The sequence below is a fragment of the Dolichospermum sp. DET69 genome, from assembly GCA_017355425.1.
In the GTDB taxonomy this organism is placed as follows: Bacteria; Cyanobacteriota; Cyanobacteriia; order Cyanobacteriales; family Nostocaceae; genus Dolichospermum.
On record CP070233.1, the window covers coordinates 1,826,417 to 1,839,611 of the forward strand.

Consider the following 13,195-nt stretch of genomic DNA (forward strand, 5'->3'; position numbering starts at 1 on the left):
CCTTGTTCAGTTTCTTTACAAATTGTAACTGAATTGGTGCAGAAAGTTGACGGTTGACGGTTGACGGTTGTTAGTTGTCAGTTGTCAGTTGTCAGTTGTTAGTTGTCAGTTGTCAGTTGTCAGTTGCAAAAGAATATTTCTCTCCCCTGCTCCCTGCCCCCTGCCCCCTGCCCCCTGCCCCCTGCCCCCTTGCCCCCTGCCCCCTGCTCCCTGCCCCCTGCTTCCCTGCTTCCCTGCCCTCTATCACCCTCCGGCCACTTCTTCCCCCTGGGGTAAACTTCTGATTAGCTCTCGAATTACATCTGTTGCTGGTCTACCTGTCTGTTGACAATATTTTTCTAGTTTCTCTGCTTCTTGTGTGGCTAGATTAACTGTGATACGTTTAACGGCCCATTTTTTATTTGTCATTATCATGCACTTTGCTGTATATTAACCTGAGTTAGGGAGTTTGGTGACTCAAAACAAAAATGAGACTTTGAAAGTTAGTTGGAATTAACAAGGTAACAAAAACACTAATCTTATTTAAAATCTTCAGTTTGTCAACTACTTACCCAAATAAATTTTGCGATAACCTGGCTTGAATACTAGGAATTCCTTGTGATTGGAACCTGAGTGTGATTGATTTGACCATCAATGTGTCAATAGGGGACGGGGAATAGGGAAGAAAATAAGATCAGAACACTTTTACAAAAATCAAATTGGATTTTTATAGATATCCTCTAATTTAATTTATAAATCTTAGGTATATCTATTTCTTTAGTCAACTGTTTCCAAGTTTAATTCTTCCGAGGAAAGTACATGAGCTTCTAATAGAGCCATCATATCTCGTAATTGGGGATTACCACGAGAAGCCCCGGTCAATCCTTTGGCAATAATTAAACCGCAATAGCCTTTAGTATTTTGACAACGCTGATGCCATTTTTTTTTGGCTTCTATATGAACTGGGTCATTATCTAAAAATTGCCCAAACAAAAATAATTCATGATTATGTGTTTGTAATAAACCTAAGTCATAGAGATCATCATCTACCGGATCAGTTACGGTGTGAAAACAGATGGCGTTTAATCCTCCAGCTTCTTCAATATTCTCAATAATCCCCTTAGCTTTAGGACGAGAGGTTTGAATGACAATCACAGGTAAACCATCCCCCGCTGGTTTAAATTCCCCCGCTGCTTGGTAGTTAGGCCCTTGACGCAGGTAATTCAATGTTTCCCACGGCAACACACCTAAACTCATGAAAGCATCTTCTGGAATTAAATCGTCTCTTAAGGCTTCAAATATAGAATCATCTTCATCATCTTCATCATCATCTTCCAAATCAAAACCAGCCATTTCTTCTAATTCTGCTGTCAACTCTGGCATGGTAGAAACAGTGACAGTTAAGGATTTGCGATTTTTGTCGGCTTCTGGTAAGGAAATTCGATAACGTTGACTGAGGGTGAGAAAATCTTCTTCGGATAATTGACGATGGTGGTCACGAAGAAACCGCAATAAACTTTCTACAGCGACAAAAGTTAGTAGTGCTTCTTCTTCATACAAAACCGAACGCAACCCTTCTAGGGGGTGAATATTACCGAAGGTAGGTTGAATTTCTGAAAGTGGCATTTCTGCCAAATTACCCAGATCGTCATCATCTTCGTCATCGTTAACCGCATCAAAGGTGAGAAATAAACAATCCTGTTTGAGAAAGGCTTCTTCTAAATCCTGATTTATTTCATCTTCATCAGCGAGAACAGCAGCCCGAAAACGTTTCAGGGAATCTTCAGAACGATAAAACAAAATTCCATACTCAATTCCTAGCATTCCCATGACTGAGGCATAGAGTTTCTCTACATCCCATTGATTGATCTCTATTGATAAAATTTGCTGTTCTTCCAAATATTTCCAAGGAGTAGATTGCCAGACTTCAAAGGCTTTATCATAGAGAAGTTTGGCGTATTTGGGTGGCAAATCGGGAATTTGGCTATCAATGACTTCTGTAAAAGAGCGAAAAAGTTCATCAATTATGGGTAATTCCGGTACGTAGTCAATAGCAATATCTAAATCTTGCAATACTCCGCGCAAGTAAAATTGTATTTCCCGATCACGGACGACAATTCTTTGTGGTCTACCGGGTTTAGCCGGACTTTGGGGATGTTCTATTGCCTGCATCAGGGTACGGACAATGGCTTCAGGCCCTAGGCTGGAATCTACCATATCCATGCCTCTAACAATCCCTTCCGAGGCATCTACCCAAAGAATACAATCTCCTTTGGCCTCTGGGTCTGCAAATGGGTTGCGTGGTGCTGACAATGGACGGCGATCGCCCTCCCATACAGAAGGAATCTGGGTTAATTTCTGCAATCGGCGACTGGTAGAGCGATTAAAACTTGTCATAGAGTAAATGAATCAAAACAAAGCGATTGAGAATGAGACTTTTGGGAATGGTTAATCTTTAAACATACCTAATCCCTTGATTCTAGAATAAAAATCTTGGCTTGCTGATCAAGTGGCAAGTGATGGACTCAACAGGGATAATTAAACATTATTTTCCTATGTTCCCACATTCCCACCTTCTTATTCTTTTTTCCTGTCCTAATGTCGCTAAAATAAATATAAAAACATTCATACTCCCTTCCCACTAGAAGAATATAGACTAAGTCAGTAACCCAGCCCTAAAGGGACTGAGCTTGCAAGAGAAATCAAACAAGCCATACTGACCAGACCACTCGGTAAAACGAGTAGCCGTTATTTGAGTCACGACACCTTGGAATGCGTAGCTAGTTCCCCGCTCTGTCGCTTGTGATTAAACAGTTCCAAGGTCACTGGAACAGTGTCGCAAGCTCAAACAAGCTCTTATAACAGGTCTAAGCTAACATCACCCCGCAAGGGAGGCACATCTCGTGCAAAACATTATGCGTACAGGGTTGTGAAATTTGAAATAGTAACTGTCCTATTGAAAGTGCATTACAAAAGCACACCGAATTAAACAACTCCAAGGCGGTAATCGGATCAGAATATTGACAGCGATTAAAATCGCTCGTGCCGCTTCCCTCTGGCCCCTAAAGGGACTGAGTTTCCCGCATCCCGTATATTCCTATGAACCACGAAGGTGCGAAGGACGCGAAGGAAGAAGGAAGAGAAGGAAGGAAGAAGATATGTAATCTTATACTGGGAAGGGAGTACCAGTCCAGAGGTACGAGAATGACCTACGGGGTATTGATAAAACTAGTTTAGGAGTTAAGAATTTATGACACAAGCAACTCAAACTCAACAACGCGGAATTCTATTATCCGTATCTGCATTGCGGCAGGTTAAGTCTCTTCAAGATAAGCAAGGGCAAGATTTATGCTTACGGGTGGGAGTCAGACAAGGTGGTTGTTCGGGAATGTCTTACATGATGGATTTTGAGGATGTCAGCAAGATTACCCCTGATGATGAGGTTTTTGATTATGATGGCTTCAAAATTATCAGCGATCGCAAAAGTCTACTTTACCTTTACGGCTTAATGCTTGATTATAGTGATGCCATGATTGGTGGTGGTTTCCAATTTACTAACCCCAACGCTGCCCAAACCTGCGGTTGCGGTAAATCTTTCGGGGTTTGACACTCCTTGTCCTAAAGGCGCGTTAGCGTTAGCGTCTCGAAGAGAGGATTCTTGGTTCAACGAGACCACTTAAACTAGATACCTTGCAGTTTCTAGCTCAGAGGTGGGACTCTCCCCAAGCGACTTTGGGTATGCCCTACTAAGAGTTGGATTTCTCCAAGTTCTTTTTTGGATTTGAAACATATCGTTTCAAAAAACTGTTTATCTAACTCCTCTAAATCTTTTACCTACTGCGAGGTGGAGTCTAGAAAAATACAGTAGAACCGCATAGATTTAATTTTCAAGGTATGGCTAACGCCACGCTACCGCTATCAGCGTTGTCCCTTTCGGCAACTGGGTTTTTTAAGTGGTTGATTACCCTTCCCACTTACTAAATTCTACCATAAAAGCAAAAGCCGTGCTTCTAGCACGGCGCTTTAGACCCAGGTTTTTGGTAATATGATCCAATTGTCAGTTATTGGTTGCTAATTACAACTGAATAATTGACAATTGATAATTGACCACTGACCACTGACTCATAACAAATGACTAATACTGTTGATTCCCTGTTTGATACAGGTCTAGAACGCTATAAAGCTGGAGAATCTGTACAATCTCTGATTCCTGTATTTAAAGAGGTATGCGATCGCTCTCCTAAAGCCAGTTCGGCCTGGGTTTGTCTAGCTTGGCTATATCTTCTTGATAACCAAGGGAAATTAGCTTTTAGTGCCGCTAATAAAGCCGTGAAACTCAATCCCCAAGACCCACAAGGCAGAATTAATCTAGCTTTAGCTATGTTAGAAACCGGTCAAAAAGGTTTGCGAGAACACATTGACATTGCAAAACAATTGATATTTGTCAATGAAGAATGGCAAGAAGAAGTTAAAAATAGCATTGAAGATGGTTTTACCAGAAAACCCGATTGGAAAAACTTAGCCAAAGTCAAAAAATGGTTATTTGAAGAATAAGGTAATAGGTAATAGGCAAGATTTATTACTAATGACCAATGACTAATGACTAATAACTAATAACTAATGAAAGACAAATTATTAAACTGGCTCAACTTCGTATTAGTCGCTGATGTTTTTCTAGTAATTTTAGGTTTTGGGTGGCTTGTTGTAGCTGTGATTGGTGATGCTTCGGGAATCAATTTAGGTTTAGATTTGTGGCACAAACTCTGGATACCAGTATTTAATCCTGCTATTGGTATATTGATGGGTGGTGCGTTATTCAGCGGTATTATTAGCTGGGTATCTAAGAAGCTGACCAAAAATGAGTTGTCGTAAATTTTACTCATTTTTAAATCACTGAATTAATCGGCTGAAAGTAGGGGCAAAGCAAGAGCTTCATAAGTGTCAACTTAACGTAAAACCTACATCCCGTCGGGGAATGATAGGGTAGTGTGGCGTAAGCCATATTCCCAGTCTAATAGGCAAAGTCATCTAAAGATGACTAAATACTCGAAAATCTTTAGTCTACTTCAGTAGACTTGAGCTATTAGACAGGGAATTGATTCCCTGTCGGGTGTAGAAGCTAACAGATAAGCCATTTTTAACTTAAGTTGACACCAATGAAGCTCTTGCTAAACCCCTACAAGTAATCCACAAAAAATGGAAAGCCCTGAGATAACAATTAATTTGATTGATAATCTTGACAACCAATTGCTGCTTCTGTATTCGCAACATAAGGATTTACCGTACATTTAAGACGGTGATTATTAGTAAAAAATTGGCAATTATGACAGGGAATTTTGTGCATTTTTTGAGCAGTTTTAACAGTGTCCTTGGTCGCTGTCCATAAATTCAAAAACACAATCATAATTGTAGTCCAAGCAATAACAAAGCAAATTGGAATTAATAATGGTTGTATACTCTGAATTAGAAAAGATATAAAATTTAACATGGTATTACTCATAAGACCTCGCGGTATGCGGGAAACTCAGTCCCTTTAGGGCTGAGAGGGAAGCGACACGGGCGGTTTTAACCGCATTGAATCTTTTTTCATTACCGCCTTGGAGTTGGGAAATTCGGGGTACTGTTGTGATGTACTTTCAACGGGACAATTACCGATTCAAATTTCTCAACTCTGTACGCATAATGTGTTGCACGCGATGTGCCTCCCTTTCGGGGTGATGTTAGCTTCGACCTGTTATAAGAGCTTGTTAGGCTTGCAACACTGTTCCAGTGACCTTACAACTGTTTAATCACAAGCGACAGAGCAGGGAACTAGCTACGCATTCCGGGGTGTCGTGACTCAAATAACGGCTACCCTGAGACTATGCTCAGGGTGGTCTGGTCAGTACAGCTTGTTTGATTTCTCTTGCAAGCTCAGTCCCTTTAGGGCTGGGTTACTGACACAAGTAAGGAGTTAGAAATTAATATAACTTCTAACTCCTTATTGATCGCTTCTGGCTAAAGATATATTAAATTAAACTCCAGCATGACCTAAAGCAATACCTGTTACCAACATTCCCAAAACCAAAAACGGTTGGGCGCTGGCTTGATATTTGACATCATTAGCTATGGGGTCACGGAGAAAATACATATCTTGGAAAGTGATTTGGGGAATGATTAATAATACGAGAATTGCTGCATATAAATTCTCATTAATACTCACCAAATAAGCTGCGACCAAACCTTGAAATAAGTCAATCATGACCACACAAATCAAAGCCGCATTTTGCACACCAAACATAACTGGTAATGATTGTAATCCTAATTGGCGATCGCCTTCCACACTCTTAAAATCATTGACAATGGCAATCCCTAAACCTGCCAAACTGTAAAATAAGGTCAGAACTACAATTTTCCAACTTAGTTCCCCAAATAAAGCATGGCCAGCCCACCAAGGTAAAGCAATGTAACTTGCACCCAAAGCATAATTTCCTAACCAACCATTTTGTTTTAATTTCAATGGTGGTGCAGAATAAATATAAGCAATGAAAGTCCCAAAAACCGACAACATAAAAACAGTAGGAAATGGATGACCTGCCCATACATCTAAAGTGTATGACACACCATATCCTAATAATAGCAAAACAATGATTTGACTAATTACTTGCTTTTGGGAAATTCTCCCAGAAGGAATAGGACGATAAGGTTCATTAATAGCGTCAATGTCCCGGTCATAATAATCATTGATGGTTTGGGTATAACCTGTCAACAAAGGACCAGAAAGAAACATACAAAGGGCGGACTTCAAGACATTTTCTAGAGTCCATGTGTAGTTACCAGCAGAAGCCGCACCGCAGACTACACCCCAAATTAGGGGAATCCAGGTAATCGGTTTCATCAATTGCAAGCGAATTTTCCAAATGGAAGTTTCCCCAGCACTTGCACCTTTCATTCCCAGCAATTGCCGAGTTTTTGCGTTGCGGTCTTCTGTGATTGTAACTTCTTGACTTGTAGATTCTATAGCCTCATTTGGCTGAGAATCTGGATTAATGGGAGTTGATTCAGACATAAGGTGTAATGGTAATTGGTAATAGGTAATGGGTAATTGGTGATTGGTAATAATTTATGTCCCAGTCCCCAATTCCCAGTTTCCATAACCTAAAAAGAAATTATCAAATAACTATTTTGAAACTTTGCGCCAGTTACAGGTTTACCACTTAAAGCAGGCGGCAGGAAGATATTCCGCCTGTGATCTCCGGCTTCTATTGTGACTTCTGGCCCGTACTGGGTGAGTTTGACTTGCTTTTTGTCAAAACCAGGCAAAAATAGGCGTACTTGGCGATTATGTACGTCAATTTCAATGGGTTGATTAGCTTGTAATGCTTGTTCAAGAAAGTTGGGTAAAGCATCTATCAGAGGTTGCCATTCACCATGGGAGACATCAGGAACTATGCTCACAGGTAGAGGTGCAAATTCCTCAGATAAATTAGTATTTTCTCCACCAGTAACTAAGATTGCCCCACCCACAGTTAAACCAATTTGTTGGGCGCTTCCCCAAAGATAGCGGGAATTTGCCACATCAATGGGTTCTGATGTTGTCACTAAAAAAGCGGCAACACGTTGGGGATTAGCTAAAGCAGCTTTACCTTCTTCGAGAAAATTATTAACTTGGTTAGTGGGTTGGGAGAAATTATCAGAACTCCAATTAACATTAAAAAGACTGCTAATTAAAGGTTGAATAAGGGGAGATTCTGTAATTGTTTTCCCTAAATCAGAGTTAACAAATAATTGCCGGAATCGTCGCATATACCAACTGAGAGATTCTGGCATTCCCAACATCCGCAAGGTGGAAGCGTCCCCCATACCATCGTAGATAATCGCGTCATATTTGCCGCTGGCATCATATTCACGAATAGCATTGAGAGCAAGGGCGTTGTCCATGCCTGGTAATGCTACCAGTTCTTGCCCGTAAACCTCTTTAAAAATTGGTGTGCGGAGGTATTGAGACTCCAATTTTTTCACTTCGTCCCAGTTACGTTCTAGCAGTACAGATGCTTGAAACTGTACTGCTTGCAGATTGGGAGAGATTTCCTGGGGGTCAGCAGTCAGAGCCGTATTGAGTAGAATTGACAATGTTGGATCTGCTAGTCCGGCTAGAAGCACCCGTTTGCCTTGTGTTGCCAAGCTAATGGCTGCCGCGATCGCTATCTTACTGCGAGCGATGCCGTTTTTGCCTAAAAATGTCAGTATCAAGGCCATTACTCAATTTCCAATTATCGCCGATCTTTTCAATAACAACTTAACACTGAACCAATCCTCTTCGCCTCTGCTCTAAGTTGTCTTGACTATGCTGGTTTGATTTCATCTTCAAAAAACCAGGTGGAGGAGTTGTCATCAAATTTGACCACCACACCAATTCCCGCCCCGTCAGTGACTTTGTAGCCAGAGATAGTGCCAATTTTTCCGAGTTTTTGAGCGATAGTAGAGGATACGCGATCGCGCAAACGAATCACCTTAACTTTCTGTCCGATTTCCATGATCTAGTTACAATCCAATAATCCAAATCTCAGTGTAGCGGAATCTGGTACTCTGTTTTCATCAGTCATGGCTTAAAATTAAATCAGTAAGCAATTAGGTATAGTCTTATGTTTGTGACAGCCCAACAGCTAGAACAACAAATGCCCGATGCGACTCGTTTGTTAAGTGATGAGCCGGAAATGGAAAGTTCTTTACATTATATGCAGTTACTAATACTAGTAACTAGCTTAGAATGGTTATGGCGTGATCAAAATGATTTTTTTATTGGTGCAAATCTGACTATTTATTTTAGTCGTCAGCAGTTAAAAAATCGAGAATTTCGTGGGCCAGATTTATTCTTAGTTAAGGATACAGAAAAACGTCCCCGCACGTCTTGGGTTGTCTGGGAAGAAGATGGACGTTATCCAGATTTAATTATTGAATTACTGTCCAATAGTACAGCAAAAGTTGACCAAAACCTGAAAAAAAGTTTGTATGAAAATCGCTTTCATACTCCTGAATATTTTTGGTTTAGTCCCGAAAGTTTAGAATTTGCTGGTTTTAAATTGGTAGGAAATCAATATCAGGAAATTGTAGCCAATCAAGAGGGATATCTTTGGAGTGAAGTCCTAGATTTATATTTAGGTGTGGTAAATAGTAAACTTCGCTATTTTACATCTGAAGGTGAATTAGTACCAACACCAGAAGAAGCGGCTATAAAGATCCAAAAAGAAGCTATGGAAGCACAACTACAGTTAATAGCAGCCCAAAATCAAGCTATTGAAGTAGAACAACAGTTAACAGTAGAAAGAGAAAAATCGCAACTTTTGGCAGCACATTTACGATTCCTCCGGAGCGCTGCGCTATCGCTCGGCGTAGATCCTGATATACTCAACACGGTTTAATTATTTGATTCTATAGGTAGGGGTAAAGCATGAGATCATAGGTGTCAACTTAAGAGGATGTTTGAAAAGTTTTAGGCGAATATAAAGATGCCTCCGGCTCCCGTTAGGGATACGCTACTACACAAGCGAAGTCCACCTATTCCTTCGGAACGCTAACGCGAACGTGGACTAATGAAAAATCAAGGTTTCTGAACCCACGAAGGTGGGTTTTGTCTGTGTAGCCGCGACTTCCAGTCGCCAGGCGGGTAACAAATTAGACTTTTCAAACACCCTCTAACGTAAAACCTATGGACCCCATGGGAATGATAGCGTAGCGTGGCGTAAGCCATATTCCCAGTCTAATAACAAAAGTTGTCTTTTGATGACTAAATATCCCAAAAATCTTTAGTCTACTTCAGTAGACTTTGGTTATTAGCCCGGAAATTCATTTCTGGGCGGGTGTAGAAGCTAACAAATAAGGGATTTATGGCTTAAGTTGACACCAATGAGCATGAGCTAAACCCCTACACATCTAGGTTTTTCGTGATTCTCTAAAAGTCCATGTTTTAACCGTGTTTAGTATAGTTTAAGGTAAGCAAATATGTATCAACATAATCCACCTTTGTCGCCAAAAGAAACCATGCCGACGATGTATGATTTACCCAGTGAGTTAATAGGAGAATCAGGTTTGCCGGATGAATTTCATTGTATACAAGCGGATTTGCTCAGTGAAACTTGTCAACCTGTCAATTATTCATCTGAGGAAATGTTACTGGACAGCGACTTAAATCTTTATTATGACCCCCGACATCCTGGTTGGTACAAGCGTCCTGATTGGTATATGGTGTTAGGAGTTCCTAATGCTAACCACCAAGAAGATTTACGTTTAAGTTATGTTGTGTGGCAAGAAGGAATTAATCCTTTTTTAGTAGTTGAATTACTGTCACCAGGAACAGAACAAGAAGACTTAGGACAAACTCTGCGGGAAGTCAATAAACTACCAACCAAGTGGGAAGTATATGAACACATTTTGCGTGTTCCTTACTATATTATCTATGACCGTTATCAAAATAATTTCCGTGTCTTTAAAATTAATGGCACTCGTTATGAAGCTATCTCTTTGCCAGATAACCGTTTCTGGTTAGAAGAAATAGAAATGGGTTTAGGTTTGTGGCAGGGAAGTTATCAAAATACAGAGGGTTTATGGTTACGTTGGTATAATGCTGATGGTTGGTTGCCAACATTAGCAGAAAAGGCAGAAAGTGAACGTCAACGGGCAGATAATGAACATCAACGGGCAGATAAATTAGCGGAATATTTGCGTTCTCTTGGTGTAGATCCTGATACTGTAATCAATTAGGAAAAAGCTATGACTACAACCATAAACTTAACCGATACCAGTATCAAATATCCTAGTGCAGATGGAGAGACTATGGCAGAAACCTACATACATCTTTATGCCATTTTAACTACTTTAGAAGTTCTTAAACAATACCTTACAGGTACACAAGCAACGGTATTAGCAAACCAATTTCTTTATTATGCCCAAGGTTTTCCGAAATTAAGAGTCGCACCAGATGTAATGGTGATTTTTGATGTGTCTCCTGGTGGTAGAGATAATTATAAAGTGTGGGAAGAAGGACAAGTTCCCCAAGTTATTTTTGAAGTGACAAGTCCAGCTACTAAAAATCAAGATCAGAAAGAGAAAAAGCTTTTATATGAACAATTAGGAATTTTAGAATATTGGTTATTTGATCCCAAAGGAGAATGGATCAAGAATAAGTTATTGGGGTATAGATTAGAAGCGGAAATTTATCAACCAATTACCGATAGTTTCTCTCAACCTTTAGGATTGCGTTTAGAAGTGGAAGGGGAACTTTTGAGATTTTACCGATTAGATACAGGTAATAAATTACTCATACCTACAGAACTAGCCGAAAAGGCTGAAAATGAAGGACAAAGGGCTGAACAAGAGTATCAACGGGCTGAAGCTGAACGAGTAAGGGCTGATGAAGCAGAAATGAAAGCAGCTATACTAACTCAAAGGTTAAGGGCGTTAGGTATTGAGCCTGATAATTTGTAAATAAATCTTTTAGTAGAAATTTCCCTAATCTGAAAATTAATCGCAGACAATAGGACTCAAATAGTATAGAATGCCGAAATGACTTTTTTCTGGTGTGTAATGGTGCTTAAGAATGACGCTTTCCCTCAAAGATAATTTAAATTGGTTACAAGTGCAGCGTTATTGCGAACTCTTGCACGTCTTGGTAGGAAGGACTCTAAAAGTCCGCTACCGGGGTTCTTTTTTGGGGGTTTATTGGTCACTATTGAACCCTGTAATTATGACAGGGCTGTATACTGCTATTTTTGGTGCTACCTTTGCATCTTACTATGGCAATTCCATCATTAACTATATGCTGGCAGCACTGACGGGATTACTAGTAATCAATTTTTTCTCAGCTTGCACATCCCAAGCTTTAACCAGCGTAGTTGGTAATGGGGCATTATTAAATAAAATTCAGTTGCCGGTCAGTGTTTTCCCGGTATCAATGATTGCGGCGAATGTCTTTCAGTTTTCAGTAGGATCATTGCCGTTATTAGCGATTATGACTTTGATTAATTCCAAAAGTCTAGTCAATGTCCTAGCTTTGGTATTTCCATTTCTCGCACTGATTTTAGTTTCTACAGGAGTTGGATTTCTAGTCAGTGCTTTGTACGTATTTTTTCGGGATTTTCCTTACTTCTATGAGTTAGTGGTATTTGTAATTTGGTTAAGTAGTCCTATATTTTATCCAGCAGCTATTGTTCCCAAGCAGGTAAAACAGTTTTTAGGTTTAAATCCCTTATCCCCAATTATTGAAAGTCTGCGTCAGATTACATTATCAGGTTCTCCACCGGATTTAGGTTTAATTTGGGGGGCTTTACTGAGTGGTATCATTATTTTAGCCTTGGGATGGACTTGTTTTCATCTGTGGCGGCATCAATTTATGGATTTGCTCTAAAGCTATCATTTGATAATTGCACAGAGTAGATTCTGATAGTTTATAATTAACAAAAGATAGTAAATTATCCCAATAAAATCTATGGCTTTAACCGCACAAGAAATAGAAGCATTAATGCCAGATTGCACGGAATTACTCAGCGACGAACCAGAGATGGAAAGTTCCTTACATTATACACAACTATTAATTTTAGTAACTTGTTTGGAATGGTTATGGCGTGATCGAGAAGATTTCTTTATTGGTGCAAATCTTAGCGTTTACTATAGCCGACAACAGTTAAAAAATCGAGACTTTAGAGGACCAGACTTTTTTCTAGTCAAAGACACGGAAAAACATCCCCGTCTGTCTTGGGTAATATGGGAAGAGGATGGTAAATATCCCAATGTGATCATTGAATTACTTTCTGATTCTACAGCGAAAGTAGATAAGGGATTGAAAAAACAGTTGTATCAAAATCAATTCCGCACTCCTGAGTATTTTTGGTTTTCCCCAAATACCCTAGAATTGGTGGGATGGCGATTAACAGACAGTGAATATAAAACTATTCCAGCATCGGAAAATGGCTGGTATTGGAGTCAGGAGTTAGGGTTATATCTAGGAGTGTTTGAAAATAGGTTAAGATATTTTAGCGTTGAGGGTAGATTAATACCTACACCAGAAGAAGCTAATTTGGAAGAGATTAGAAAAGCTGAATCAGAAAGCCAAAGGGCTGAATACGAACGTCAGCGTGCTGATGAAGCAGAAACTAAAGCAGCTATTTTAGCTCAGAAATTGAGAGAATTAGGTGTTGAACCTGATACTTTGTAAATTGAAGTGCTTTACTTAGTGGCATCA

At 39.8% G+C, this 13,195-nt stretch carries 14 protein-coding genes; 8 read left to right on the top strand and 6 right to left on the bottom strand.

Features of this window, described 5'->3' with window-relative positions:
• Nucleotides 1–243: 243 nt before the first annotated feature.
• On the bottom strand, nucleotides 244–414 hold the full coding sequence (locus EZY12_08605; GenBank protein ID QSX69637.1) for a CopG family transcriptional regulator: 171 nt from the start codon (nucleotides 412–414) through the stop codon (nucleotides 244–246).
• A 342-nt stretch (nucleotides 415–756) separates the two neighbouring features.
• On the bottom strand, nucleotides 757–2,376 hold the full coding sequence (locus tag EZY12_08610; GenBank protein QSX69638.1) for a hypothetical protein: 1,620 nt from the start codon (nucleotides 2,374–2,376) through the stop codon (nucleotides 757–759).
• A gap of 853 nt (nucleotides 2,377–3,229) precedes the next feature.
• On the opposite strand from EZY12_08610, the gene EZY12_08615 reads away from it, so the two are divergent.
• The 3 genes from EZY12_08615 (at nucleotide 3,230) to EZY12_08625 (ending at nucleotide 4,851) form a co-directional block, all read left to right on the top strand.
• On the top strand, nucleotides 3,230–3,586 hold the full coding sequence (locus EZY12_08615) for an iron-sulfur cluster assembly accessory protein (GenBank protein QSX69639.1): 357 nt from the start codon (nucleotides 3,230–3,232) through the stop codon (nucleotides 3,584–3,586).
• A gap of 524 nt (nucleotides 3,587–4,110) precedes the next feature.
• The gene (locus tag EZY12_08620; protein QSX69640.1) at nucleotides 4,111–4,533 is read left to right on the top strand and encodes a hypothetical protein; all 423 of its coding nucleotides are present in this window, start codon (nucleotides 4,111–4,113) and stop codon (nucleotides 4,531–4,533) included.
• Between the two features lie 66 nt (nucleotides 4,534–4,599).
• Nucleotides 4,600–4,851, top strand: coding sequence for a hypothetical protein (locus tag EZY12_08625; GenBank protein QSX69641.1), 252 nt, complete (start codon nucleotides 4,600–4,602; stop codon nucleotides 4,849–4,851).
• Nucleotides 4,852–5,197: 346 nt separating this feature from the next.
• Here EZY12_08625 and EZY12_08630 read toward each other — a convergent pair whose 3' ends face one another.
• The 4 genes from EZY12_08630 to EZY12_08645 form a co-directional block, all read right to left on the bottom strand.
• A complete protein-coding gene (locus EZY12_08630; GenBank protein ID QSX70587.1) occupies nucleotides 5,198–5,467 on the bottom strand; it encodes a hypothetical protein in 270 nt (89 codons plus the stop codon).
• A 525-nt stretch (nucleotides 5,468–5,992) separates the two neighbouring features.
• Nucleotides 5,993–7,027 carry a chlorophyll synthase ChlG gene (gene chlG / locus EZY12_08635; GenBank protein ID QSX69642.1) on the bottom strand — a complete coding sequence of 345 codons (1,035 nt, stop codon included), beginning with the start codon at nucleotides 7,025–7,027 and terminating at the stop codon, nucleotides 5,993–5,995.
• Between the two features lie 89 nt (nucleotides 7,028–7,116).
• Nucleotides 7,117–8,217 (bottom strand): ArsA family ATPase, encoded by a 1,101-nt coding sequence (locus EZY12_08640; protein ID QSX69643.1) that lies wholly within the window; start codon nucleotides 8,215–8,217, stop codon nucleotides 7,117–7,119.
• Between the two features lie 86 nt (nucleotides 8,218–8,303).
• Nucleotides 8,304–8,495 (bottom strand): DUF2862 domain-containing protein, encoded by a 192-nt coding sequence (locus EZY12_08645; protein ID QSX69644.1) that lies wholly within the window; start codon nucleotides 8,493–8,495, stop codon nucleotides 8,304–8,306.
• 108 nt (nucleotides 8,496–8,603) lie between these two features.
• On the opposite strand from EZY12_08645, the gene EZY12_08650 reads away from it, so the two are divergent.
• The 5 genes from EZY12_08650 to EZY12_08670 all read left to right on the top strand — a co-directional run bounded on the left by EZY12_08650 (nucleotide 8,604) and on the right by EZY12_08670 (nucleotide 13,168).
• Nucleotides 8,604–9,380: a Uma2 family endonuclease gene (locus EZY12_08650; GenBank protein QSX69645.1), complete on the top strand. Its 777-nt coding sequence runs from the start codon at nucleotides 8,604–8,606 to the stop codon at nucleotides 9,378–9,380.
• A gap of 580 nt (nucleotides 9,381–9,960) precedes the next feature.
• Nucleotides 9,961–10,719, top strand: a complete 759-nt coding sequence (locus tag EZY12_08655) for a Uma2 family endonuclease (protein QSX69646.1) — start codon at nucleotides 9,961–9,963, stop codon at nucleotides 10,717–10,719.
• A 9-nt stretch (nucleotides 10,720–10,728) separates the two neighbouring features.
• A complete protein-coding gene (locus EZY12_08660; GenBank protein QSX69647.1) occupies nucleotides 10,729–11,442 on the top strand; it encodes a Uma2 family endonuclease in 714 nt (237 codons plus the stop codon).
• 112 nt (nucleotides 11,443–11,554) lie between these two features.
• Entirely contained in the window at nucleotides 11,555–12,361 is an 807-nt protein-coding gene (locus EZY12_08665) for an ABC transporter permease (GenBank protein ID QSX69648.1), read from the top strand.
• An 81-nt stretch (nucleotides 12,362–12,442) separates the two neighbouring features.
• Nucleotides 12,443–13,168 carry a Uma2 family endonuclease gene (locus tag EZY12_08670; GenBank protein ID QSX69649.1) on the top strand — a complete coding sequence of 242 codons (726 nt, stop codon included), beginning with the start codon at nucleotides 12,443–12,445 and terminating at the stop codon, nucleotides 13,166–13,168.
• Nucleotides 13,169–13,195: the final 27 nt, after the last annotated feature.

Bases quoted from the DNA above. Each gene is read 5' to 3' on its own strand.
- EZY12_08605 (QSX69637.1), bottom strand. From the start codon at position 414: ATGATAATGACAAATAAAAAATGGGCCGTTAAACGTATCACAGTTAAT.
- EZY12_08610 (QSX69638.1), bottom strand. From the start codon at position 2,376: ATGACAAGTTTTAATCGCTCTACCAGTCGCCGATTGCAGAAATTAACC.
- EZY12_08615 (QSX69639.1), top strand. From the start codon at position 3,230: ATGACACAAGCAACTCAAACTCAACAACGCGGAATTCTATTATCCGTA.
- EZY12_08620 (QSX69640.1), top strand. From the start codon at position 4,111: ATGACTAATACTGTTGATTCCCTGTTTGATACAGGTCTAGAACGCTAT.
- EZY12_08625 (QSX69641.1), top strand. From the start codon at position 4,600: ATGAAAGACAAATTATTAAACTGGCTCAACTTCGTATTAGTCGCTGAT.
- EZY12_08630 (QSX70587.1), bottom strand. From the start codon at position 5,467: ATGTTAAATTTTATATCTTTTCTAATTCAGAGTATACAACCATTATTA.
- chlG (QSX69642.1), bottom strand. From the start codon at position 7,027: ATGTCTGAATCAACTCCCATTAATCCAGATTCTCAGCCAAATGAGGCT.
- EZY12_08640 (QSX69643.1), bottom strand. From the start codon at position 8,217: ATGGCCTTGATACTGACATTTTTAGGCAAAAACGGCATCGCTCGCAGT.
- EZY12_08645 (QSX69644.1), bottom strand. From the start codon at position 8,495: ATGGAAATCGGACAGAAAGTTAAGGTGATTCGTTTGCGCGATCGCGTA.
- EZY12_08650 (QSX69645.1), top strand. From the start codon at position 8,604: ATGTTTGTGACAGCCCAACAGCTAGAACAACAAATGCCCGATGCGACT.
- EZY12_08655 (QSX69646.1), top strand. From the start codon at position 9,961: ATGTATCAACATAATCCACCTTTGTCGCCAAAAGAAACCATGCCGACG.
- EZY12_08660 (QSX69647.1), top strand. From the start codon at position 10,729: ATGACTACAACCATAAACTTAACCGATACCAGTATCAAATATCCTAGT.
- EZY12_08665 (QSX69648.1), top strand. From the start codon at position 11,555: ATGACGCTTTCCCTCAAAGATAATTTAAATTGGTTACAAGTGCAGCGT.
- EZY12_08670 (QSX69649.1), top strand. From the start codon at position 12,443: ATGGCTTTAACCGCACAAGAAATAGAAGCATTAATGCCAGATTGCACG.